The sequence below is a fragment of the Microbacterium sp. NPDC078428 genome, from assembly GCF_044542535.1.
In the GTDB taxonomy this organism is placed as follows: Bacteria; Actinomycetota; Actinomycetes; order Actinomycetales; family Microbacteriaceae; genus Microbacterium; species Microbacterium limosum.
Genome location: NZ_JBITUP010000002.1, coordinates 430906 through 453530, shown reverse-complemented (window position 1 = coordinate 453530; position 22625 = coordinate 430906). Strand labels below are relative to the sequence as shown.

The 22625-nt window shown below is 68.8% G+C and carries 19 protein-coding genes and 1 pseudogene; 12 read left to right on the top strand and 8 right to left on the bottom strand.

Annotated elements, in window-relative coordinates:
* The first annotated feature begins 12 nt into the window (after positions 1 to 12).
* From ACIGCK_RS06345 to ACIGCK_RS06335, 3 genes are read left to right on the top strand one after another with little or no spacing between them, the layout of a single operon-like run.
* Positions 13 to 669: an ABC transporter permease subunit gene (locus tag ACIGCK_RS06345; RefSeq protein ID WP_396664729.1), complete on the top strand. Its 657-nt coding sequence runs from the start codon at positions 13 to 15 to the stop codon at positions 667 to 669.
* Complete coding sequence (locus ACIGCK_RS06340) at positions 660 to 1541, top strand: ABC transporter permease (protein WP_396664704.1); 882 nt, start codon at positions 660 to 662, stop codon at positions 1539 to 1541. Before ACIGCK_RS06345 ends, ACIGCK_RS06340 begins: the two co-directional genes overlap by 10 nt.
* Positions 1538 to 2581, top strand: a complete 1044-nt coding sequence (locus ACIGCK_RS06335) for an ABC transporter ATP-binding protein (RefSeq protein ID WP_396664702.1) — start codon at positions 1538 to 1540, stop codon at positions 2579 to 2581. The genes ACIGCK_RS06340 and ACIGCK_RS06335 overlap by 4 nt, the downstream gene beginning before the upstream one ends.
* On the opposite strand, the gene ACIGCK_RS06330 is transcribed toward ACIGCK_RS06335, so the two are convergent.
* On the bottom strand, positions 2535 to 3881 hold the full coding sequence (locus tag ACIGCK_RS06330) for a hypothetical protein (RefSeq protein WP_396664700.1): 1347 nt from the start codon (positions 3879 to 3881) through the stop codon (positions 2535 to 2537). The genes ACIGCK_RS06335 and ACIGCK_RS06330 overlap by 47 nt on opposite strands.
* 299 nt (positions 3882 to 4180) lie before the next feature.
* On the opposite strand from ACIGCK_RS06330, the gene ACIGCK_RS06325 reads away from it, so the two are divergent.
* Positions 4181 to 4480 (top strand): DUF427 domain-containing protein, encoded by a 300-nt coding sequence (locus ACIGCK_RS06325; protein WP_396664698.1) that lies wholly within the window; start codon positions 4181 to 4183, stop codon positions 4478 to 4480.
* 223 nt (positions 4481 to 4703) lie between these two features.
* Here ACIGCK_RS06325 and ACIGCK_RS06320 read toward each other — a convergent pair whose 3' ends face one another.
* Positions 4704 to 5084 carry a MerR family transcriptional regulator gene (locus ACIGCK_RS06320; RefSeq protein ID WP_396664697.1) on the bottom strand — a complete coding sequence of 127 codons (381 nt, stop codon included), beginning with the start codon at positions 5082 to 5084 and terminating at the stop codon, positions 4704 to 4706.
* 158 nt (positions 5085 to 5242) lie between these two features.
* On the opposite strand from ACIGCK_RS06320, the gene ACIGCK_RS06315 reads away from it, so the two are divergent.
* Complete coding sequence (locus tag ACIGCK_RS06315; protein ID WP_396664695.1) at positions 5243 to 6766, top strand: SulP family inorganic anion transporter; 1524 nt, start codon at positions 5243 to 5245, stop codon at positions 6764 to 6766.
* Positions 6767 to 7089: 323 nt separating this feature from the next.
* A complete protein-coding gene (locus ACIGCK_RS06310; protein ID WP_396664727.1) occupies positions 7090 to 7662 on the top strand; it encodes a dihydrofolate reductase family protein in 573 nt (190 codons plus the stop codon).
* A gap of 250 nt (positions 7663 to 7912) precedes the next feature.
* Here the strand turns inward: ACIGCK_RS06310 and ACIGCK_RS06305 are convergent.
* The 4 genes and pseudogenes from ACIGCK_RS06305 to ACIGCK_RS06290 form a co-directional block, all read right to left on the bottom strand.
* A pseudogene (locus ACIGCK_RS06305) lies at positions 7913 to 8637 on the bottom strand (alpha/beta fold hydrolase).
* 165 nt (positions 8638 to 8802) lie between these two features.
* Positions 8803 to 9831, bottom strand: a complete 1029-nt coding sequence (locus ACIGCK_RS06300; protein WP_396664693.1) for an NADPH:quinone reductase — start codon at positions 9829 to 9831, stop codon at positions 8803 to 8805.
* A 53-nt stretch (positions 9832 to 9884) separates the two neighbouring features.
* Entirely contained in the window at positions 9885 to 10202 is a 318-nt protein-coding gene (locus tag ACIGCK_RS06295; RefSeq protein ID WP_396664691.1) for a hypothetical protein, read from the bottom strand.
* Positions 10203 to 10247: 45 nt separating this feature from the next.
* On the bottom strand, positions 10248 to 11261 hold the full coding sequence (locus tag ACIGCK_RS06290; RefSeq protein WP_396664689.1) for a LacI family DNA-binding transcriptional regulator: 1014 nt from the start codon (positions 11259 to 11261) through the stop codon (positions 10248 to 10250).
* Positions 11262 to 11463: 202 nt separating this feature from the next.
* Between ACIGCK_RS06290 and ACIGCK_RS06285 the strand changes: the two genes are divergently transcribed.
* The 6 genes from ACIGCK_RS06285 (at position 11464) to ACIGCK_RS06260 (ending at position 18959) form a co-directional block, all read left to right on the top strand.
* Positions 11464 to 12696 (top strand): ABC transporter substrate-binding protein, encoded by a 1233-nt coding sequence (locus ACIGCK_RS06285; RefSeq protein WP_396664687.1) that lies wholly within the window; start codon positions 11464 to 11466, stop codon positions 12694 to 12696.
* Between the two features lie 73 nt (positions 12697 to 12769).
* On the top strand, positions 12770 to 13678 hold the full coding sequence (locus ACIGCK_RS06280; protein WP_396664685.1) for a carbohydrate ABC transporter permease: 909 nt from the start codon (positions 12770 to 12772) through the stop codon (positions 13676 to 13678).
* Positions 13675 to 14499 carry a carbohydrate ABC transporter permease gene (locus tag ACIGCK_RS06275; protein ID WP_396664683.1) on the top strand — a complete coding sequence of 275 codons (825 nt, stop codon included), beginning with the start codon at positions 13675 to 13677 and terminating at the stop codon, positions 14497 to 14499. Before ACIGCK_RS06280 ends, ACIGCK_RS06275 begins: the two co-directional genes overlap by 4 nt.
* 31 nt (positions 14500 to 14530) lie before the next feature.
* On the top strand, positions 14531 to 16825 hold the full coding sequence (locus tag ACIGCK_RS06270) for a hypothetical protein (protein WP_396664681.1): 2295 nt from the start codon (positions 14531 to 14533) through the stop codon (positions 16823 to 16825).
* Positions 16822 to 17964 (top strand): glycoside hydrolase family 1 protein, encoded by a 1143-nt coding sequence (locus tag ACIGCK_RS06265; protein ID WP_396664679.1) that lies wholly within the window; start codon positions 16822 to 16824, stop codon positions 17962 to 17964. Before ACIGCK_RS06270 ends, ACIGCK_RS06265 begins: the two co-directional genes overlap by 4 nt.
* Positions 17961 to 18959, top strand: a complete 999-nt coding sequence (locus tag ACIGCK_RS06260; protein WP_396664677.1) for an ROK family glucokinase — start codon at positions 17961 to 17963, stop codon at positions 18957 to 18959. The genes ACIGCK_RS06265 and ACIGCK_RS06260 overlap by 4 nt, the downstream gene beginning before the upstream one ends.
* 31 nt (positions 18960 to 18990) lie before the next feature.
* On the opposite strand, the gene ACIGCK_RS06255 is transcribed toward ACIGCK_RS06260, so the two are convergent.
* Both ACIGCK_RS06255 and ACIGCK_RS06250 read right to left on the bottom strand, forming a co-directional pair.
* The gene (locus ACIGCK_RS06255; protein ID WP_396664675.1) at positions 18991 to 19971 is read right to left on the bottom strand and encodes an NAD-dependent epimerase/dehydratase family protein; all 981 of its coding nucleotides are present in this window, start codon (positions 19969 to 19971) and stop codon (positions 18991 to 18993) included.
* The gene (locus ACIGCK_RS06250; RefSeq protein ID WP_396664725.1) at positions 19968 to 22616 is read right to left on the bottom strand and encodes an alpha/beta fold hydrolase; all 2649 of its coding nucleotides are present in this window, start codon (positions 22614 to 22616) and stop codon (positions 19968 to 19970) included. The genes ACIGCK_RS06255 and ACIGCK_RS06250 overlap by 4 nt, the downstream gene beginning before the upstream one ends.
* Between the last annotated feature and the right edge of the window lie 9 nt (positions 22617 to 22625).

Genomic DNA, 22625 nt, shown 5'->3' with positions numbered 1-22625 from the left:
GTTCGACATGATCTGACCAGTCTCCCTGCCCGCAACCGCGGGCGACAGGACGACTCTCAAAACCAACGGACCTACAAAACGGGGTCAGCCCAGGGAGGGTGGACCTCTCGCGCGCTGCTCGGGTTGAGCGCTGCCACTGTCACCGTTCCACACCTGATCGGGGCGGCGGCGATCGGGCTGCTGCTGGCGGACTCGGGCGTGATCGCCCGCATGCTGCAAATCCCAGCCGCGTCGTGGCCCTCGTTCGTCGGCGGGCCGTGGTGGTCGGCGGTGATTGTGGAGTACGCGTGGAAGGAATCGGCATTCGTCGCGCTTGTCGTGGCCGGGACCCTGGTCACACGGGTCGCGCGATTCGATGAGACGGCGGCCTTGCTGGGCGCGGGGCGTCGCGCGCGACTGCGCCTCGTGCTGCTCCCGCTGGCGTGGCCGTCGATCATCATCGCGGGAACGATCGGCTTCGTCTATGTCCTCGGCTCGTACGAGGTGGCCTGGCTGCTGGGCCGCACATATCCCGAGCCCCTGTCCGTGATGGCCTTCCGCCTCTACGGCGAAGTCAGCCTCACGGCGCGTCCAGTTGCCGCTGCGGTCGCGATGACGATCGTCGGCCTGTCGGCGGCCGCGGTGGGTCTCGCCTTCGCCGCGCTCCGACGATCGGCGGCATGGCGATGACGCTCTCCATCAGACAGCTCCCCGCTGACGGCACTGCGACACGAGCCGATCGCCGGCTCCCCGGCGATCCCGGCCGCCCGCTCACGACGTCCGGGGGATCCTCGCGACTCGCCCGACTGGGCCTGGGAACGTCACTGGCGATCTGGTTGACGCTCCCTTTTCTGCCCCTCATTGTCTGGTCGGCCGCGGACACGTGGCGGTTCCCGTCTCTGCTCCCCACGGACTGGGGAGTCGCGGGACTTTCTTCCGCAATCTCGCAGGGTGGGCTCGCCGCGCTCGGCACTTCCGTCGGGCTGGGCATCGTCGTCGCTGCGATCGCGACGCCGCTGGGCGCGATCCTCGGACGAGCGCTCGCGTTCGGGTGGGCGCCGATGCCGCGGACTCTCAGCGCTGTGCTATTCGCACCGATCCTCCTACCGCCGTTCGCGGGGGCGCTCGGCATGAATGTCCTGCTGCTGCGTGCGCAGATCCCCGCGCTGGCTGGGCTGGTGCTGGTGGTCATGGCCATGCCGTACACCGTCTTCTCGATGCGTGCCGCGTACGCCGCGCACGATTTGGGCTATGAGGAAGAAGCGCGCACCCTCGGCGCAACACAGGCACACGTGCTCTGGCGCGTCCAGGTTCCCCTTCTCGCCCCAGCGCTCGCCCGGTCTGCTTTCCTTGCGTTCCTCGTGGCGTGGAGCGACTACATCGTCACGGTGATGATCGGCGGTGGGCAGATCATCACTCTTCCTCTGATCGCGGCCTCCGCCGCGAGCGGCGTAGGAAACGATGCCATGGTTGCCGTGCTCTCGCTCGCCGCCCTCGTGCCGCCACTGGCACTGCTGCTTCTTCTCGCTCGCGATCGCAGGCCGACAAAGGGAGCACCATGATTGCCGCCATCACCCTGCAGTCCGTGACCAAGGAGTACGCGTCGCATCCGGTCCCTGCTCTCACCGGAATCAACCTCGACATCCTGACCGGGACGCGCACGGCCATCCTGGGACCGAGCGGCTCCGGCAAGAGCACACTCCTCATCATCGCGGGACTCGAAAACCCGAGCGATGGACAGATTCTCCTGAACGGACGCGATGTGACGGGGATCGTTCCCGAGCGCCGCGGCATCGGCATGGTTTTTCAGCGCCCGCTGCTCTTCCCGCATCTGAACGTGCTCGACAACGTCGCCTTCCCCATGCGTGCGCAGGGATCATCGCGCCGCGTGGCCCGCGACCGCGCACGCCCGTACCTCGCTCTCGTGCAGCTGGCGGACTTCGCGTCGCGCCCCGTCTCCACGCTCTCAGGCGGTCAGCAGCAGCGCATCGCGATCGCCCGCACGCTCGCATCGCAGCCCACGATCCTGCTGCTCGACGAACCCTTCAGCGCTCTCGATCCCGCCTTCCGCAGCGACATGCATGAACTCCTCGACCGTCTCCAGTCGGAGCTTCCCCCGACCGTCGTGCTGGTGACTCACGACCGTGACGAGGCGGCCGCTGTGGCGGATCGCATCGCCGTCGTCGAGGACGGCACACTGCTGCAGTACGACACGGTCGATCGGATCTACCACCGACCGGCGAGCCTGGCTGTGGCACGTCTGATGGGAGGACGAAACACGATCGACGGCCTGGTGACGGATGGCGTCCACGCCTCAGACCTCGGACTCGTCCCCATCGAGCCCGGCACCCTCAGCGGCCCGGGGATACTCGTCGTCAGACCCGAATCCATACGCGTGCTCACCGACGGCGAGACAACCGCCGCACCCACCTACAGCGGGACGGTCTCGGAGCTCGCCCGGGCCGGTGCCCGGCGAACACTCACGCTGCGGCGCGGAGCGGCGGAGCTCGTCGCGGAGATTCCGCCCGGCGCCGAGATCGAGGTCGGAGGGATTGCTAGAGTCTGCTTCGCTCCGGGTGCCCCGTCGGTCGTACCTCGGTGAGCCCCGAGGGCCGTGCCGTGATCGACGACCGCGGCGCGAGGGGCAGCAGGCGACGCAGCTCGATGTTCTCGGCCGGATCGAGCACCGAATGCTGGACGCACGCGGGCACCAATCGACCCGATTCGGGGTGGCTCATGGCGTACATGCATGCCCCAAGGCGCTCCTGCGTCTCACGCAGCAGCGGATCATCGCTGCGCACCCCCCGCTCCATGAGCTCCCATGCCGGCGCCACCTGGACGGCATCCATGAAATTGTGCACGACGAAGCTCGATGAGCGGATGCGCCGACGCCGCGCTGCGCTGAGCACGCGGGCGAGTCCACCGGCACGCCTCACCACCCGGCGGACATGTGAAATGAGCACCCCGACGTCCAGGGGATGACGCGCAACGGCCCGGATGATCTTCGTCACCAGGACAGGCGTGCTCGTGCCGCCGAAGATCATCCCGCCGTGATGTGCGAGCAGCCGATCCCGCGCGGCGAGATCCCGCGGATCAGCCGCGTCGACCAACGCGACGAAGCGCCCGTCCACCCGTAGTCCGGTGGCGTAGCGGTTGCAGCGGGGATCACCGAACTGGGTGCCCTGCCACGACAGCTGTTGCCCCGCGCCCTCTTCGATCTGCTGCCAGACGCGGTCGATCGAAACTTCGGTGAAGTCCTCCTTCCACCGGCGATCATCTCCCACGAACGCCGCCGGCTGAAAGGACAGCATGTCGAAGGGCATCTCGAGCACCGCCCGCGTCGTCGACGCCACTTCGTCGAGATTCGACGGCGTGACCGTCATGTTGTGCGCAAGGTACGAGCGAACGCCGTGATCCCTTTCGAGGTCGACGAACATCTGCGCGAAGCGGGCGCGGAAGGGGTCGAGCTCCGCCTCCGAGCGCGGCCTCACGGCACCGCGTCGGCCACGCATCAACGAGTCGAAGTGCGCCGCGAAGGACACGCGCTCGAATCGGGGGATCCCGTCCGCATCGAGCACCACATCGCGGAGGTACTCCGGGTCGAAGTCGCCATGGGTCATCGACATCGGCTCGCGCCCATACTTACGCATCGCTTGCAGCGCCGCCGCGTGGTCGGCCGCCGACAAGAGGCTGACCTCTCCGCCGATCAGCTGAGCGTGAGCGCGCGGACCTCGGATCTCATTCAGCAGCCGCATCTGAGCGTCGACCTGCTCGCGCGTGTGGTCGCCGTCGACGCGCACCTTGTTTGCGTCCGCGGAGTGATAGCAGGGCGAGCAGGTCAGATCGCACTTCGGGAAGACCCCGTGGGTTCCCTCGCAGCCGATCGCGCTGCGGCCGAGCAACTGATTCGGCGTCTTGACATGCGCAGGGAGCTCGGCCCACCGACGATCAAGGGCCGCGCGACTGACCGGGTGGATTGCTCGTGTCGTAAGCTCCCACGCGCGAAGCAACCGCAACAACGCCATATTCACACTCCCTCGTCGGCATTTTCGACGCCGAGTCTCCCGACCGCGCCGGTCGCGCTTCTCGATGAGACCACACCTGAGGCGAAGGCGAGTGTGATCTGCGTCACCGACCGGCGTCGCGCGCCGCAGATACGGTGATGCGGTCCGTCTGTCGACGGCAAACGACAGGAGGAAAGATGAAGGCCGTACTCGGTGACACGATCCTGGCAGAAGCGCCCCGCGAGGAGCTGCTATCCATCGAAGGGAACTGGTACTTTCCGCCGTCCCGCGTGAACTTCGAGCACGTCTCGCCCAGCTCGACCCCGTACGCCTGCCCACTGAAGGGCGCATGCCAGTACATGAACATCCGCAGCGGGGACACCGTTCTCGCTGACCGCGCCTGGTCGTACCCGGACCCATTCCCCGCTTCCGTGAAGCGGTTCGGGGAGTACGCGAACTATGTCGCGTTCTGGAAAGAAGTACGCGTCATCGATTAGCTAGAGGGAATGCCCCATGTGCCATGGAGCTTCGCGGGCAAGTCGGAAGTTGAAGTCCGCCACTGCCGCGTGCGACGACGTTCGGTGGGCCGCGGATGGCATCCGGCAGATAATGCTCGCGGGAGCTTCAGACGCAGGCCGACGCCGCCAGAGAGGTCGACTGTGGTCTCGATCGACTCCACGATCGCGCGCGCGTATCGGCACGACAGCGCAATGAGATGCCCTAGGTATTCGCGGAGCGGGACTGGAGTTGAGTGAGGAACTCTTCAGCTGCGGCGAGTTGGGCCTTGAGGCGGTCGCGCCGTTCGAGCGCTTCATCTCGAACGCTCTCCAGCTGAGTTTCGACTGCCGGATCGTGCGGGTGAGCATCGACGCGGTCCATCAGGTCGAGCAGCTCGCGCATTTGCTCGAGGCTGTAACCGAGGGGCTTCATTCGGCGGATCAGCATCACCCGCGCCTCGTCATCGGCGGTGTAGAGGCGGAACCCGCCATCGGTGCGGCCAGACGGAGTGACGAGCCCGAGCTCGTCGTAGTGGCGGAGGGTCCGCAGTGACAGCCCGGTGCGCTCGGCCAGTTCACCGATGTGCATCGACGCGTCAGTCATGATCCCCGATTTCCTTCAACCCTCACGTTACGTTAGAGTCTCGTTGTTCGCGCGCACCCTGTCGTGCAGCATCCATCCTCTCCCGAATCTCTGAGACTTCCCGGCGCAACGGAGCGCCTTCCTGCGGGCTTGCACCCCGCCGACTACGAAGGAGCACCGTGACGGCTGTCGTGCCCACCCAAGACCCCACAACTCGGTACCGGATCGAACCGACCGTGCTGCAGGCGCTGCGCAGCCCACGCATCCTCACCCGCGAAGTCCTCGCCGGACTCGTTGTCGCTATCGCGCTGATCCCCGAAGCAATCGCCTTCTCGATCATCGCCGGCGTCGACCCCCGAGTGGGCCTGTTCTCGTCGTTCGTGATGGCGGTCGCGATCGCGTTCCTCGGTGGCCGGCCCGCCATGATCACTGCCGCGACCGGTGCGATCGCGCTGGTCATCGCACCTGTTGCTCGTGAATACGGGATGGACTACTTCATCGCGACCGTGATCCTCGGTGGGCTCATCCAGATCGTGCTCGCACTTCTCGGGGTGGCGAAGCTGATGCGGTTCATCCCCCGCAGCGTCATGGTCGGGTTTGTCAACGCCCTCGCCATCCTGATCTTCATCTCGCAGGTCCCGCAGCTGCTCGGGGTGCCATGGATGGTTTACCCGCTCGTGATCGTGGGCCTGCTCATCATGTATCTGATGCCCCTGCTCACCCGTGTGGTCCCCGCGCCTCTGATCGCCATCGTCCTGCTCACTGGCGCTGCTGTCGTGTTCGGCATCAGCGTCCCCACCGTCGGCGATCAGGGACAACTCCCGCAGAGCCTGCCCGAACTGTTCATCCCCAACGTCCCGCTCACCCTGGACACCCTCGGCATCATCTTCCCGTTCGCCGCCGCGATGGCCATCGTCGGACTCCTCGAATCCCTCATGACCGCGAAACTCGTCGATGACATCACCGACACCCACTCCCGAAAGACCCGCGAGGCATGGGCTCAGGGGGCGGCGAACATTCTCTCCGGCGCGTTCGGTGGCATGGGCGGCTGCGCGATGATCGGGCAGACGATGATCAACGTGAAAGCGTCCGGAGCCCGCACCCGGATCTCCACGTTTCTCGCCGGCGTCTTCGTCCTCGTGCTGGTGCTTGTGCTGGGAGACATCGTCGCCGTCATCCCGATGGCAGCCCTCGTCGCCGTGATGATCGTCGTCTCCGTCGCCACGTTCGACTGGCACAGCATCCGCCCCAGCACCCTCAAGCGCATGCCGCTTAGCGAGACCCTCGTCATGGTCGTCACCGTCGGCATCACCGTCTGGACCCACAACCTCGCCATCGGCGTCGGCGTTGGCGTGATCGCCGCGATGATCCTGTTTGCCCGCCGCGTCGCGCACTTCACCACCGTGACCCGCGAGATCACCGACCTGGACGGGCAGCCCACCGCCCGCTACACGGTCGACGGTGAACTGTTCTTCGCCTCCAGCAACGACCTCACCACGCAGTTCGAGTACACCCACGACCCCGACCGCGTCGTCGTCGACCTAACCCGCTCCCACGTCTGGGACGCATCCACCGTCGCAGCCCTCGACGCCATCCACACCAAATACGAACACCTCGGCAAGACAGTAACCTTCACCGGCATGAACGACGCCACCGCCCGATTCCACGGCCGCCTCACCGGCGGACTCGGCAACGCCCACTGACTGGACTACAGCGACCCCGGCACTTCACCAACAATCCCATCGTCTCGATCGCCGCTGTCACTGTGCCAACCTCACAAACGAGTCCCCCTAAGCAGGTGTGCTGCTGGCGACGGATCGTAACAACTCCTGTGAGAAAGATCGTCCTCCACCAAGGCGCGGATGTGAAGAAAATCCCACATCAGGTAGGTCGAGCTTCGACAACAATCCCTAGATTCGACATCCGCGCCGCTGCTCCGCGCAGCCGGCGCACGCTGATGACAGCGTGAGCGGGCTCTGCTACGTTCCGGTGAAACGGGCGGTGCGCATCGGGGGAGAGCGACGTGATGAGACCACTGCGATACGCGATCAACGTCACGCTCGACGGGTGCTGCCACCACGAGGCGGGTCTTCCCCCCGACGAGGAGTCCATGCGTTTCTGGACCGCTGAGATGGATGCAGTGGATGCAGAGATCTTCGGCCGGGCGACGTACGAGCTGATGGAGTCGGCCTGGCGACGCCCGGCCGACGGGGTGTGGCCCGACTGGATGAACGAGTCGGAGGTCGCGTTCGCCGAGGCGATCGACCGGAAGAAGAAGTACGTCGTGTCGAGCACGCTGACGGAGGTGGATTGGAATGCCGAGCTCGTGCGCGGAGATCTCGAGCGCGCCGTGCGGCGACTCAAGGAGGAGCCGGGGACGGGCTTGTCGGTGGGCGGAGTGCAGCTCCCGCATGCGCTGGCGGAGTGGGGAATCATCGACGAGTACACCTTCGTCGTGCATCCGGTCCTCGCCGGACGCGGGCCGACGCTGCTCGCCGGTCTGCGAGAACAGATCGCGCTCGAGCTCGTCGAGCGTCGGGAGTTCCGGTCTGGGGTGGTCGTGCAGCGGTACCGGCCGACGGGCGTCGCCGGAGGCTGAGGCGTCGCGGGAGTGCACCGACGCGGCGCGTCCGCCACCGCGCCGTCATCGGGGACACACCGCGAGACACAAGTAAGGGCCGGTCGGAGAGGCTTCCGACCGGCCCTTGTCCCTTTGCACCAAGAGTGTCCTGCAATCACATGTCGGCAGCTGCCACAGCAAAACAACTACCGTGCCTGCACTCTATAACGACCAGATAACGGCGGGCAAGGATCTGCCGTTATCTCTTCGTGATGATCGGGGAGCGAGCTCAGTCCTTCGCGAACGGAAGCAGGACGGCGTTGACCTCTTCCGCGTGCGTCCACAGCATGCCGTGCGGGGCGCCCTCGATCTCGTGGTACTCCGCCTGGGGCACGGCGGCGCGGAACGGGCGGCCCGTCGCGTCGATGGGCAGGATGTTGTCGGCGGTGCCGTGCGCGATGAGCGCGGGCTTGCCGCTGGCGGCGACGGCCGCGACATCCGCCGTGAAGTCTTCGATCCATGTCGGCACCGCTGCGTACGCTGCGACGGGGGCGCTGCCGGTCGCGGTGTTCCAGTTGGCCGTCACGACCTCCTGCGAGATGCGCGAGCCCAGGGTGTCATCGAGGTTGTAGAAGTTATGGAAGAACTGGGTGAACCACGCGAACCGATCGGCCTTCGCCGTCTCGGCGATTCCGTCGAACGTCGACGCGGGCACGCCCTGGCCGAGCATTCCGGGCTCGAGGGAAGCGAGGAAGGCGAACTTGGCGACGCGGTCGGTGCCGAAGAGCTTCGCGTACCGCGCGAGCTCGCCGGTGCCCATCGAGAAGCCGACGAGGATGACGTCGGTCAGATCCAGCGCCGTGAGCACGGCGTCGAGGTCTGCGGCGAAGGTGTCGTAGAGGACCGGTCGAGCGGATACCCGTGGACGAGCACGACCGCCTGGCCCGTGCCGTGGTCTTCGTAGTAGAGCTCGATGTCGGTGGAGTTCTCGGTTCCGACGGTGATGTATCCCATGATCTCTTCCTTCGGTCGTGGACGAGAACGAGCGTTCTCTCCGTGTGGGGACGACTACAGAGAACGAGCGTTCCCCGCGCAAGTCTCTCCCTGACCTTGGAGCGGGGCGACCGAATCTCCGAGGCCGCGGCACGATGAGCTCGGCGCGCCGCCGGCGCTGGCGGGTCAGCTGGCGTCGTCGGAGACGCGGATGAGGACCTTCCCGGTCGCGCCCTGCTCGACGGCGTCGTGCGCGGCCGCAGTCTCCTCGAGCGGGAACCACGTGAGCGGCAGACCCGCGGCCTCGCCCACGGGCAGGGCACCGTCGACCAGCGCCGCCGTGATGTCCTCCGCCGCGGCGGTGAGCGCTGCGCGGCCCACCGTGTAGAGCAGGAGACCCTGCCAGCGAACGTTCTTCGCGAAGCTCTCGATGATGGGCGCTGTGAACTGGTCGCCATTGTTGTTGGCGTAGTACGCGATGCTGCCGTGGTTGGCGAGCACCGCGACATCCAGCGCCGCGTTCTGGGCGGGCGCCACCTCCACGACGTGGTCGACGCCGCCCGGCGCGAGGTCTGCGATCGCCTCGGCGAGGCGATCGTCGGGGTAGCGGAGCACATGGTGCGCGCCCGCGGCGCGAGCGAGCTGCGCCTTCTTCTTGCTGCTGACCGTGGCGATGACGGTGGCGCCCGCCCAGGTCGCGAGCTGGATCGCCGCGTGTCCGACAGCGCCCGCACCGCCCTGCACCAGCACGACGCGGCCGCTGAGGGCGCCCGGAGCGAGGCGTTCGGGTCCGAACTCGTGCACCGTGAGCGCGCGGTGCGCGGTCATCGCGGGGACGCCGAGGCTCGCGGCGATGTCGAAGCCGATGCCCTCGGGCAGGCGCACGACGCGGTCGGCGGGCAGGACGGTGAATTCCTGGGCGGTGCCGGTGGGGCGCTGGTGGGCGGCGAGGAAGAGCCAGACCCGGTCGCCCGCAGACAGCCCGTCGACGCCCTCGCCCACGGCGTCGACGACGCCGGCGCCGTCCTGGTTCGGCGTCACCTCTCCGAACGGCAGGGGGCGGCTGGCGGCGGCGCGGGCCTTCCAGTCGGTCGGGTTCACGCCCGAGACCGTGATGCGAACCCGCACCTCGCCGGCGCCGGGGATCGGAAGGTCGCGCTCGACGGCGGTCAGAACGGAGGAGTCACCGGGGCGGGAGTAGATGATCGATCGCATGGAGGGTGAAAGGACGAGCAGGCCTGGGGCATTCCGCCGTCCACCCCTCGTCCTCACTCGGCGCCGGCCGCCAGGATCTCGCGCATCGTCTCGAGGGCGATCTCGTCGCGCTGCCCGTCGGTCGTCTCGTGCAGGACGACGGGGATGCCGAGCCCCTGCAGGTAGTCGACGGCCTTCTCCAGCCGCGGCGCGACCTCGACGTGGTCGCTTCCGAAGAGGTCGGCGGTGTACACGGAATCGCCCGCCACGATCGATCGGCGCAGCTCTGTCGTCGAGCGTCGCGTGATCCGGTAGAGGGACTTGAGGACCTCGCCGGGCAGGTCGGGCGTGCCGTCGATCGTGACGGACAGGGCGGTTCCGGAGGAGGTCATGGCATCCATCCCAGCACACGGAGAGCGCCTGCACGCCTGCAGCTGTCAGCGGCTGGGACCGACCACGGGTCCTGTCGAACCCCGCTCGACGAGGACGGGGGTGGCATCCAGCTCGTCTGCGCTGATGTCGGGTGAGTCGATGGTGCGCTGGAGGAGATGCGCGACGTGAGTGCCGTACGAGTAGACGTCGTGGCTCAGAGCGGACAGCGGGGGATGCGTGATCTCGCAGAGGAGGGAATCGTCGTAGGCGAGCAGGGAGACGTCATCCGGAACGCTGAGCCCGGCCTCGCGTACGGCGCCGAGCGCGGCGACGGCCATCACATCGTTGTCGAACTGGATGGCCGTGGGTCGACGTTCTTGCCTGAGCAGCGCGAGCGTCTGCTCCCGCCCGCTGTCGCCAGAGGCGTCGGCTTCGACCAGGTGGGGCGTCGGCAGGTTGAACTCTGCACAGGCGTCCAGGAACGCCTGCGTGCGAATGAGGGTGTGGGCCATGTCCGAACGTTCGCTGACGCGCGCCAATTGCCGGTGCCCGAGTTCGGCGAACCGGGCGACGGCTCCGCGGATCGCGTCGGCGTCCGCGGTCCAGGCCGAAGGAAGCCCTCCGGCGTAGCGGGGGTCGCCGACGACGACCGCAGGGAGGCCGAGTTCGCGGACGACGGGGGGCCGGGCATCGTTCACGCGCAGGTCGAGGAGGACGAGTCCGTCCACGCGCCGTTCGGTGGCCCACCGGCGGTACGTCGAAATCTCCTGTTCGGGCGTCGAGACGATGTGCATCAGCAGGCTCGTACCGGTCTCGCTCAGCTGAGTTTCGAGGCCGGACAAGAACGACATGTAGAAGGGATCGACCCCGAGGGATCTCGGAGGCCGGGAGAGCACGATGCCGACGGCGGCGACGGGTGCGCCGGTGAGGGCGCGCGCCGCGACGTTGGGAAACCAGCCGAGATCGGCAGCGATCTTGATGACGCGTTCCCTCGTCTTCTCCGAGACGCCTTCCCGGCCGTTCAGTGCGAAAGAGACGGCGCTCGAGGATACCCCGGCGAGGCGCGCGATGTCGGCCATGGTCGTCCTTGTTCCCACAGAGGGAACTATAACGCAACAGCAACGTGTTGATAGGGCGGCGACATTTTGTAACTAAAGCGCTTGAGTGCTAGTTTCGTCCGGTCGCCAGACGGGCGGCTACCCAATACCGAGGAGTGTCTCGATGATGAGAAGATCAGCACGCGCCGCCGTAGGAGCCGCTCTCGCGCTAAGCGTCCTGTCCGTGTCCGCATGCTCGGCCGGCGGCACCGGAGGCTCGGCCGACGTCGGCGACGCCATCGATCCGGCGTCCATGGATGACGCCCCCGCGGACACCATCACGTGGTGTGCGCAGAAGGACTCGTCCGGCGCCTTCACGGCGATCGTGGACGCCTTCAACGCCGAGTTCGAGGCCGACGGCCACACGCTCGAGCTGCTGGAGTTCCCCGAGTCCACCGACGAGTGGCGCAACCAGTTCGTGCAGCGCCAGGAGGCGAAGTCGGACGAGTGCGACATCTTCGGTGCCGACGTCGTGTGGACCGCGGAGTTCGCGAACAAGGGCTACCTGTACGATCTGACGCCCTACGTCGAGACGCGCGCGGACGAGTTCATCCCGTCGACGTTCTCCACGACGGAGTACGACGGCAAGAACTGGGCGGTGCCCTTCGGCACCAACGTCGGGTTCCTCTTCTGGCGCACCGACCGAGTCAGCGAGGGGCCGGCCACATGGCAGAACGCGTACGCGGACGCCCAGCAGGCCGGCGGCATCCTCTACCAGGGCTCGGCGTACGAGGGGCTCACGGTCAACTTCCTGGAGATCGCGAACGCGGCGGGCGGTGAGGTGCTCTCGGAAGACGGCATGAGCTCCGCGATCGATTCGCCCGAGAACCTCGCAGCGCTCCAGTTCATGGTCGACGGAATCGAGGACGGCGCAGCTCCCCGAGATGTGCTCACCTTCACCGAGGAGGAGAGCCGTCGCGCATGGGAGGCCGGTCAGGCCGGGCTGCTGCGCAACTGGACATACGCGTACGTGCTCGGAAAGCAGAACCCGGAGATCGCCGACAGCTTCGAGATCGAGCCGCTTCCGCCCTTCGACGGCGGAACCGGCGATGGCAGCGGCATCCTCGGCGGCGTGAACATGGTCGTCAGCAAGTACTCCGCCAACCCCGGCGCCGCCCTGAAGGCCGTCGACTTCATCACGTCGGCGGAGGGCCAGACGCTCGCGGCGCTCAAGGGGCAGGCGGCCACGCTGTCCGACGTCTACGACGACCCGGCGGTGCAGCAGGCGCTGCCGTTCTGGGAGACGCTGGAGAGGGGAATCGAGCAGGCGACGAGCCGGCCGGTCACGCCGGTGTACTCGCTCGTGTCGCAGGCGATCTACGAAAACGTCAACAGGGCACTGTCGGGTCAGCTCACGCCGGAAGAGGCGCTCGAGCAGGCCGATTCCGACATCAACGACGCCCTGAACACGTTCTGACCTCACCCGGGGCGGGAGCGGGAGCCGACGACCGGCGCCCGCTCCCGCCACGAACGACGAGAGCTTCTCAACCATGACTTCTGTCTCCCTGGGGCGCGCGCGGCGCAGCGAACGACGCCTCGCCGTCGCCATGATCAGCCCGACCGTGCTGATCATGGTGCTCGTCGCCGGCTTCCCGATCGGGTACGCCGTCTGGCTGTCTCTGCACGAATACTCCGTGCAGACGCCGGGCTTGTCCCGGTGGGCGGAGCCGTTCGGCCTGGGCAACTACCTTGCCGCGCTCGGCTCGGCCGACTTCTGGGCCGCGCTGCGCACCACGCTGGTGTTCACCGTCGTCTCGGTGTTCCTGGAACTGGTGCTCGGGATGATCATGGCGCTCATCATGAACGCCTTCGCCCGCGGCAAGGCGTTCCTGCGCGCCGTCGTGCTCGTGCCGTGGTCGGTTCTGACGGTGGTGACCGCGATCATGTGGCGATCGATCTTCGACCCGTCGCTCGGATTCGTGAACACCGTGCTCGGCGCCGTGGGACTCCCGGCCGACACCGTCTGGCTGGGGCAGAGCCCCCACGCCCTGATCGTCATGATCGTCGCCGACGTATGGAAGACCGCGCCGTTCATGGCGCTGCTGCTGCTCGCGGGCTTGCAGGGCATCTCGAAAGAGGTCTACGAAGCGGCGTCCGTCGATGGATCCAGCTCCTGGCAGACCTTCTGGCGCATCACGCTCCCGCTCCTGCGGCCGGCGATCCTCGTCGCCCTGATCTTCCGCACGCTGGATGCGCTGCGCATCTTCGACCTGCCGTACGTGCTCACCAAGGGTGCGTACGAGACCAACACGCTCTCCCTGCTGAGCTTCCAGGAGTTGCAGCAGAACGGCATCATCGGCCTGGGATCCGCCCTCGCCGTCATCACCTTCATCGTCGTGATGGCGGTCTCCGTGATCTACATCAGGCTGATGCGTCCCGGACAGGAGGCTGGCCGATGAAACGCCTGAAGCCGATTCTCATCACCCTCGCGGTCGTGCTGGTGGTCGCGTTCTGCCTGTTCCCGTTCTACTGGCTCGTCAATCTGTCGCTGCGAACCGGGCCGGAGCTCTCCAGCGCCTCGCTCTTGCCCGGCAGCCCGAGCCTCGCCAACTACGCGTCCGTCTTCCAGGACGGCGACTTCCTCCTCGGGCTGCGCAACTCGGCCATCGTCGCGGTGTCGACCACCGCTCTCGCCATCATCGTCGGGGCGCCTGCGGCGTATGCGCTCGCGCGGCTGCGGGTCCCCGGAAAGGCGCTGATCCTGGGCGGCATCCTCTCGGTCACGACCTTCCCGGCCATCGCCATCGCCGCGCCGTTGTTCTCGCTCTGGACCGACATCGGGCTGTACGACTCGCTGATCGGGCTGATTCTTCCGTATCTGGTGTTCACGCTGCCTCTGGCGACGTTCATCATGACCACGTTCTTCCGTGAGATCCCCGCCGACATCGAGGAAGCCGCCGAACTCGACGGGTTGAACAAGTTCCAGACGTTCCTCCGCGTCGTCGCGCCCCTGTCCACCCCCGGAATCGTGACGGCCGGCCTGCTGACGTTCATCTTCGCCTGGAACGAGTTCCTCTTGGCGATCACGCTGACATCCACACCCCAGGCGCGCACCGTCCCGGCCGCGATCGCGTTCTTCACCGGCTCGGTGCAGTACGAGCAACCCCTGGGCACGATCGCCGCCGCGTCCGTCGTCATATCCATCCCCCTGATCATCCTGGTCGTCATCTTCCAGCGCCGCATCGTCGGCGGACTGGTCGCCGGCGGCGTCAAAGGCTGACCCACCCCACGCCCCAGAAGGAGCAGACCCCATGCCCGCACGCCTCGACGTCGCACGCACCGACCTCGGTCTCGTCATCGACCTGGTCTCGGATGACGGCGACACGCTGCACATCCACGAACCGATCATCGCCGAAGCGCTGGGATCTTCCCCGACGACGCGAGGTTACGACGCCGTCGACCAGCGGCCCGACGGCTCGTGGACCGCGACCGGAGCGCTCACCCTCGACGACGGCACCCGGGTCGTCGTCGAGGATACGTACCGCCTCGATGATGCCGGACGGTTCCAGCTCCACCGCACCTCCGATGTGACGACGCAGGGGTCGTCCGACGGCGTGCGCATCGCCTTCGGCACCGTCACCTCGGTGGAGGACGCGAAGACGGATGACTGGCAGTTCTTCATCCCGGGCACGATGTACAACCGCAACGACTCCGACGGCGACGGGCGAGAGGACTACCTCGGGACCTACGTGCAGGACCACCGCGACGACAAGAACGGACTTCTCGCGGTGCTCGCCCGAGCTCCCCGGACGGGCGCGACCTTCACGGTCGCCCGCACGAGCGTGCCGAGCTTCGACACGGCCGTCTCGCCGGAGCAGCTCGAGACGCGCTACTTCGCGCAGAGCACCGACATCGGGTCGCTCGGCCTGGCTCCCGCCGACGCACAGGTCGCGTTGCGCGGCAGCTTCCCGTTCTCCGAGGAGTACAGCTTCTGCCTCGACACAGACGGGCGTGGGTGGGCTGCCTACGCACCGAACGCGGTGGGACGCGTCGTCGACGTCGATTACGAGTTCCGCATCACCCGTACGCCCGACCTGACCGAGGCGATCTGGGAACTGTTCCTTAGGCAAGGTGACGTCTTGGGGACGACCCGACCGAACCCTGATGTGACGCTGGAGGAATCGCTGGAATATCGTCAGCTCCTCACGCAGCTGTACTACCGGAAGTGGGAGCGGGAAGAGAACGAGAAGGAGCCCGCCGGCTACCTCGTGCATTTCTCGCCCCGTACGGGAGAGACCCTGGGCTCCCTCATCGAGTTCGGATTCTCGGGCGACCAGACGCTCCTCGCCTACGCGCAGACGATCTGGGGACAGAAGAACAACACGCCCCTCTACGTGCAACGCGCGAAGACGGTCTTCGACTTCTTCGTCGATCACTGTCAGCTGCCCAACGGGTTCTCGCACGGCATCTTCGACCCGATCAACGACACGTTCACCCACTGGTTCACCGGCATCCTCATGCCCTTCCAGTACGCCGAGGACGAAGAGGATGTGCGTCGTTACGTCGGCCGTCAGATCGCCGGCGCGCTGATGCCCGTCGCACGAGAGCTCCGCGACGTCGAAGGCAACTACCTGCGCACGATGTGCGAGTCCGTCTACCCGCTGCTGCTCGCCTACGAGGCGACCGGGTCGACGGAGCAGAAGTGGCTGCAGGCGGGCACCCGCTTCGGTGATTTCCTGCTGAACGCCCAGCATGACGACGGCTCCTGGTACCGCGCGTACACGCCCGCCGGGGAGGGGCTCACGTCTCCGACGGCGTGGTTCGGTGCGTCGTACGAGGAGCAGAAGAGCGGCACCATCTTCCCCGTTCCGGTGCTCACGACCCTGTACCGGATCACGGGAGAAGAGAAGTACCGCCACGCTGCGGCGAAGGCGGCGGACTTCATCATCGAGACGTTCGTCGACCCGGTGCTGTACGTCGGCGGCCTGAACGACACCACGCACATCAAGTCGGTGAAGAGCGACTCCGTGGGTGTGATGTTCCTGATGCGGTCGCTGCTGAAGGCCTACGAGATCACGCAGGATGTCCGCCACCTCGCCGGAGCCGTCAAGGCCGCGAAGATCCTGGCGTCGTGGGTGTACCTCTGGGACGTGCCGTTCCCCGAGGGAACCCTCCTCGACCAGGCGCGCTTCCGCTCGACCGGCTGGGCCGTATGCGATGTCATCGCCTCGGGGACATACCTCGACAACGAGTTCCTCGAGTTCACCGGAGACCTCGCCAACGTCGCCGTCCTCGCCGGAAGCCGAGAGCTGCTGGATGTCGCCGAACTGGTTCAGTACGGGATGCAGTACGCCACCTCCACCCCGACCAACGACCACGGCTACGTCGCGCCCGGCATCCAGTGCGAGGGCGTGCTCACGTCGTACTGGCTGAGCGCGCCCGACACCACCGAGTTCTCGGGCGCCGTGAACAAGGTCAAGGGCGATGACAACGACACCTGCAACGCCCTGACGAACGGTCAGGCGGCCTACGGCATCTACGACCTCGAGCGGTCCTTCGGCACCCTCGACTTCGATGTCATCCGGCGCGAGCGGTTCCCCTCGTGAGCTTCCCCGAGGGCTTCTTCTGGGGCACGGCGACAGCCGCGCACCAGATCGAGGGCAACAATGTCAACAGCGATTGGTGGGAGCTGGAGCACCGAGCGGGGAGCCCGTGCGCGGAGCCCAGCGGGGACGCGTGCGACAGCTACCACCGGTACCCGGAGGACATCGCGATCGTTGCCGAGCTGGGGCTGGATGCATACCGGTTCAGCGTCGAATGGGCACGGATCGAACCGGCGCCCGGCGAGTTCTCCCGCGCTGAGATCGCCCACTACCGGCGGATGATCGAGTCGGTGCGCGATGCAGGCCTGACCCCGTTCGTCACGCTGCAGCACTTCACCACGCCGCGCTGGTTCGCGCACGGCGGCGGGTGGGCGGCCAGGGACGCCGCCGACGTATTCGCCCGGTATGTCGAGAACGTCCTTCCGCTGCTCGACGAGGTGGAGTACGTCTGCACGATCAACGAGCCGAACATCGCCTCCTCGCTCTCCCGGCTCAGCGGGAGAAGCACGATGCAGACGGCCGGTCTTCCCGCGCCCGACGTCGCGGTGTCCGACGGCCTGACGCGGGCGCACCGGCGGGCCGTGGAACTCGTCCGGTCCGCGGGCTCCCGTGCGGGGTGGGCGGTCGCCACTCAGGCGTTCCACTCGCTGCCCGGCGCCGAGCGCGCGACCGCGGAATACGCCTACGAGCGGGAGACCCGCTTCCTCGAGGCTGCGCGCGAGGACGACTGGCTGGGAGTGCAGGCCTACACCCGCACCTTCGTCGGCTCCGACGGGCCCCTGCCCGTCGCGGCCGACGCGAAGACGACGCAGACAGGCTGGGAGTACTGGCCGCCGGCCGCCGCGTTCGGCCTTCGCGAAGCGTCGCGCGTCGCACCCGGTGTGCCCCTCCTGGTCACCGAGAACGGCATCGCGACGGACAGCGACGATGATCGCATCTCCTACGTCACCGAGGCCGTGGCCGGGGTGCGGGAGGTGATCACGGACGGCATCGACGTGCGCGGGTACTTCTACTGGAGCCTGCTCGACAACTTCGAGTGGGCATCCGGCTACGGCCCCAGATTCGGTCTCGTCTCCGTGGACCGCGATACCTTCCAGCGCACCGCGAAACCCAGTGCGCGCTGGGTGGACGTGGTCCGATGAACCACGACGGGCGACCCGTGGATGCCGGGGGAGGAACGCTGACGATCGGAATCGACATCGGCGGCACCAAGATCGCTGCGGCCGTCGTCGATGAGACGGGTGCGATCCTTCGCCGTGACCGACGCCCGACGTCCGCCGCGCAACCGCGGGCGATCGAGGACTCGGTCGTGGAGATGGTCCGCGACCTCTCCGAGGGCCTCACGATCGCAGCCGTCGGGATCGCTGCGGCAGGATTCATCGATGCGTCGCAATCCGTCGTCTATTACGCCCCCAACATCGACTGGCGACACGAGCCTCTTCGCGAGAAGCTCGAAGCACGTCTGCGCAAGCCGACCGTGATCGACAACGACGCGAACGCCGCCGGGTGGGCCGAGTTCCGCTTCGGCGCGGGACGTGACGTCACAGACATGGTCATGCTTACTCTGGGAACGGGCGTGGGGGGCGCCATCGTCGCCGGCGGTCGGCTGTTCCGCGGAGGATTCGGCGCGGGGGGCGAGCTCGGCCACCTGAGGCTGGTGCCCGGCGGCATGCCGTGCGGATGCGGGGCGCGCGGATGCTTCGAGCAGTACGCATCCGGGCGTGCCCTGCATCGCATCGCGGACGAGCTGGCCGACGCCGGCGGGATCGGGGCCGGCCTGGCGGCTCAGCGAGAGCAGCACGGCACGCTGGGGGCCGCTCAGATCTCCGAGCTCATCCGGGCCGCTGACCCCGGAGCGCTTGCCGCACTGGGGCAGATCGGAAGTGCGGTCGGTCAGGCCTGCGCCAGCATCGGTGCGGTGCTCGACCCTCAGATGTTCGTCGTCGGCGGCGGCGTCGCGGCTGCGGGCGATCGTCTGCTCGAGGTCGTGCGAGCGCAGTACCTCGACGTGCTCCCCGCGCGCGGGTTCCACCCGCAGCCGGAGTTCCGCATCGCGCACTTCGTCAACGACGCCGGCGTGGTCGGAGCCGCCGACTTGGCTCGACTGCCCCTGGCGACGGGTTCACTCGTCGGCTGACGCGCCCCCGCCGAGGCGCCGACGGGGCGCGTCAGCCGCCCGTGTGCCCCCCGTAGTGGGCGGCGAGCCGCCGCAGACCCTCGTCGATCGAGACGGTCGGCGCCCAGTCGAGCGCGCGGCGCGTGTCGCGCTGGTCGAACCAGTGCGCGGTGGACAGCTGCTCGGCGAGGAAGCGCGTCATGGGGGGCTCGTCGTGTCCCGGGCGGATCGCCCAGACCCGTTCGATGAGGGAGCCCGCGCCCCGGCCGAGTGCGGCGGGGATGCTCCACCGCGGCGGCCGTACGCCGCCGGCGAGGCAGATGCCCGCGAGCAGATCGCCGACGGGCCGGGGTTCGCCGTTGGTGAGCACGAAGGCCCGGCCGCGGGTCGCGTCGGGGCGGCCGAGGGCTGCGACGATGCCGGAGGCCGCGTTGTCGATGTAGGTCGAATCGATGAGCGCCGTGCCGCCGCCGAGCAGCGGGAGCCGTCCGCGGCGCGCACGCTCGAGGATCCGCTCCACGAGCTGCGTGTCGCCCGGTCCCCACACCAGGTGCGGGCGGATCGCGGTGACGCTCATCGCCGCGGAGTCGGCCGCGAGCGCGCGTAGCTCCGCCTCCGCCTTCGTGCGGGCGTACTCGCCGTGCGCACGCTCGGGCGAGGCGGGGTCGGCGCCGCTGCCCGCGAGCGCCGCGCCCGCGTGCGCGACCGAGGGCGACGAGACGTGGACGACGTGGCCCACCCCGGCGGTGCGCGCGGCCTCCAGCAGCCGGGCGGTCGCGTCGATGTTGACGGCCCGGAACTCGCGCGGGTCTCCCGCGAGCGAGACCTTCGCCGCCAGGTGCACGACGCCCTCGACACACTCCAGCGCCCGCGCGACGGTGTCGGGGTCGGTGATGGAGCCGAGCATGTCGGTGGCGCCGACGACGCCGGAGGGGCGACGCTGCAGGGTCCGCACCTCGTGCCCCCGCGCGACCAGTTCGGCGGCGACGGCGCGGCCCAGGAACCCCGACGCGCCGGTCGCGAGCACGATCACGGCGCCCCCGTGGTCTCGCCCGCGAGCACACGCTCGGCCCACGCGGACAGGCGCGTGCGGTCGATCTTGGAGTTGTGGCGGATGTCGGTGGGCAGCGCGGGCACGGCGAGCACCGCGACGATCGGGGTCTGCGTGGCCTGCCGGACGGCGGCGGTCACGGCCGGATCGGCGAGGCGGGGGCGGGATGCCGGGGGCGTCGTCTCGACGACGGCCACCGCCTGACGGAGCCCCTGCGGTCCGACGCCGACGACCGCAGCGCGGCGGACGGCGTCCGCCCGTTCGATGTCCTGCTCGGGGCCGACGGGGGCGAGGGGCCCGTCCGCGGTGACGAGGACGTGCGGAAGCCGGCCCTCGATCCAGAGGCGCCCGGCGGCGTCGAGATGCCCGATGTCGCCCGTGCGATGCCAGCGGCCGTCGCCTCCCGCTCCGGCCGCGGCATCCGGCGTCTCGCGCCCGGCGGCGCGGTCGGTGAGCCATAGGCGGTCGTAGTGGTCCTTCAGGTGCGGGGCGCTCACGAGCACCTCGCCGAGCACGCCGGGCTCCGAGCCCGGTTCCCCTGTGGCGCGGCCGTCGTCGTCGAGGGCGCTGATGAGCACGCGGTTGTCGCCGATGGGGGCGCCGACGAGCACACCCCGGTCGGGGGCGGACGCGGCGTCCCGGATCGCCTCGAGGGTGACGTCGGTGACGAGCAGGCACTCCGTCATCCCGTACGGCGTGTGCGCGCTCGCGTTCGGCATGAGGGTGCCGATGCGCTCGAGCAGGCCCGCCCCGACCGGCGCGCCCGTGGAGAGGAACGCGCTGACCCCGCCCAGCGCCTCGCGGTCGGCCGGTGTCAATGCGGCCGAGGTCGCGACGACGTTGAGCACGGCGGCGGGGGAGAGGAACACCATCCGCGCGTCCGAGGCGCGCACGGCGGCGGCGACGGCGCTCGCGGTGAGCGTGCGGGGGGCTGAGACGTCCATGTCGGGGGTCGCCGAGCGGGTGCCCAGCGCGGGACCGAGCAGGGCGAAGGGGGCGAACCCCGTCACGAGGCCGGTGTCACCCGTCACGCCGAAGTGCGCCGCGAGGGTGTCGCGGAGGGCCGCGAGCTGGCCGTGCGTGTAGGCGACGCCTTTCGCGGGGCCCGTCGAGCCGGAGGTGAAGAGGATCGCGGCGGGGTCGTCGGGTCCCGGGGCGTCGGGGAGGGCGGCCCGGGCGCCGAGCGCCGCGACGTCGGCGAGGCAGGTGGCGACGCCGAGCGCGGCGGCCGAGACCCGCGGCAGGCGCGAGGCCGAGATGCGCAGCCCCGGCCATCCGAGGGCCCGTGCCGCCGTCAGACCCGGCGCCTCGCCGATGATGACGTCGGGCCACGCCCCGCGCACCGCGCGGGTGAGGCCCTTCACGCCGAGGCCCGCGTCGGCCACAACGACGACGGCACCGATGCGCAGGCACGCGTAGACGACCGCTGAGAGCGTGGGGCCGGGCGGCACGAGCAGCGAGACGCGGTCGCCGCGCTTCACCCCCATCGCGTGCAGGCCCGCCCCGATCGCGCGTACGCGCTCGTCGAGCTGGCGCCAGCTCACCCGCAGCGCACCCTCGTCGCCGCGCGCCGACATGTCGATGACCGCGGTGCCGTCGTCGTCCGCGCGTTCCTCGAGACCGCGCCAGATCGGGTCGAACCGGTGGGCCGGCGGCGCGGTCCAAGCCGCCGGCGGCGCAGACGGCACCCGGTCCAGCCGCTCGTCGAGCCAGGCGAAGAGGGCCTCGGCGACGGGGCGGTCCTCCGCCACGAGGTGCCCGGCGCCCTCGAAGCGGTGCACGTCGGCGTGCGGCATCCGCTCGATCAGATCGTCGAGATAGCGGTCGCTGAAGATCGGGTCGCGCGGGCCCCACAGCATGAGGGCGGGCACGCCCAGGCGGGCGGTTCCCGCCGCGATCCGCTCCAGCTCGGCGAAGCTCTCGTGGCGCGCGTCCACCGGGATGTCGGCGACGAACCCTCCGATGCCCCCGCGGCGGGCGGCGCCGCGGTAGGGCGCGCGGTACGCCGCCCTCACCTCGTCGCCCAGCCGCGGCGACGCCAGCGCGAGCGTCGTGTCGAGGAAGGCGGTGGTCTGCACGGTGGATGCCGCGAGCATGCCCCGCGCTCCGGCGAGCCGCAGCGGAGCGGGGATCGGCACCCCCTCGGGGTGGTGCACGGCGGTGTTCAGCAGCATGACCCCGGCGAGCAGGTCGGGGTGATCGATCGCCCAGCCGAGCGAGATGACGCCGCCCCAGTCGTGCCCGAGCGTCACGACGGGACCCTCGAGACGCAGCGCGTCGGTGAGCGCACCGAGATCGGCGACGCGCTGCGCGAGCGTGCGGTGGATGCCGGTGCGCTGCGAGAACCCCATCTCGAGCTGGTCGACGGCGATCACTCGCCATGCCCCGGCGACGGTGGCCCGGTCGACGGATCGTGCCACGACGGTGCGCCAGAGGTACGACCACGTGGGATTGCCGTGCACCGCGAGGATCGTCCCGAGGATCGGAACGCCGGCGTCCTCGAGCGCGGGCCCGGAGTCGAGCACGTGCCAGCCGCGGTCGGCTCCGGCATCCGCCCCCCGGCCGGGCACGACGAGCAGGCGGCTGAAGCGCTGCTCCAGCCCGGGCAGCCCGGGCGGGGGCGACATCGCGGCCTG

Coding starts and splice junctions, on each gene's coding strand:
- ACIGCK_RS06340 (WP_396664704.1), top strand. CDS start 660: ATGGCGATGACGCTCTCCATCAGACAGCTCCCCGCTGACGGCACTGCG.
- ACIGCK_RS06335 (WP_396664702.1), top strand. CDS start 1,538: ATGATTGCCGCCATCACCCTGCAGTCCGTGACCAAGGAGTACGCGTCG.
- ACIGCK_RS06325 (WP_396664698.1), top strand. CDS start 4,181: ATGAAGGCCGTACTCGGTGACACGATCCTGGCAGAAGCGCCCCGCGAG.
- ACIGCK_RS06320 (WP_396664697.1), bottom strand. CDS start 5,084: ATGACTGACGCGTCGATGCACATCGGTGAACTGGCCGAGCGCACCGGG.
- ACIGCK_RS06310 (WP_396664727.1), top strand. CDS start 7,090: ATGAGACCACTGCGATACGCGATCAACGTCACGCTCGACGGGTGCTGC.
- ACIGCK_RS06300 (WP_396664693.1), bottom strand. CDS start 9,831: ATGCGATCGATCATCTACTCCCGCCCCGGTGACTCCTCCGTTCTGACC.
- ACIGCK_RS06295 (WP_396664691.1), bottom strand. CDS start 10,202: ATGACCTCCTCCGGAACCGCCCTGTCCGTCACGATCGACGGCACGCCC.
- ACIGCK_RS06290 (WP_396664689.1), bottom strand. CDS start 11,261: ATGGCCGACATCGCGCGCCTCGCCGGGGTATCCTCGAGCGCCGTCTCT.
- ACIGCK_RS06280 (WP_396664685.1), top strand. CDS start 12,770: ATGACTTCTGTCTCCCTGGGGCGCGCGCGGCGCAGCGAACGACGCCTC.
- ACIGCK_RS06275 (WP_396664683.1), top strand. CDS start 13,675: ATGAAACGCCTGAAGCCGATTCTCATCACCCTCGCGGTCGTGCTGGTG.
- ACIGCK_RS06270 (WP_396664681.1), top strand. CDS start 14,531: ATGCCCGCACGCCTCGACGTCGCACGCACCGACCTCGGTCTCGTCATC.
- ACIGCK_RS06260 (WP_396664677.1), top strand. CDS start 17,961: ATGAACCACGACGGGCGACCCGTGGATGCCGGGGGAGGAACGCTGACG.
- ACIGCK_RS06250 (WP_396664725.1), bottom strand. CDS start 22,616: ATGTCGCCCCCGCCCGGGCTGCCCGGGCTGGAGCAGCGCTTCAGCCGC.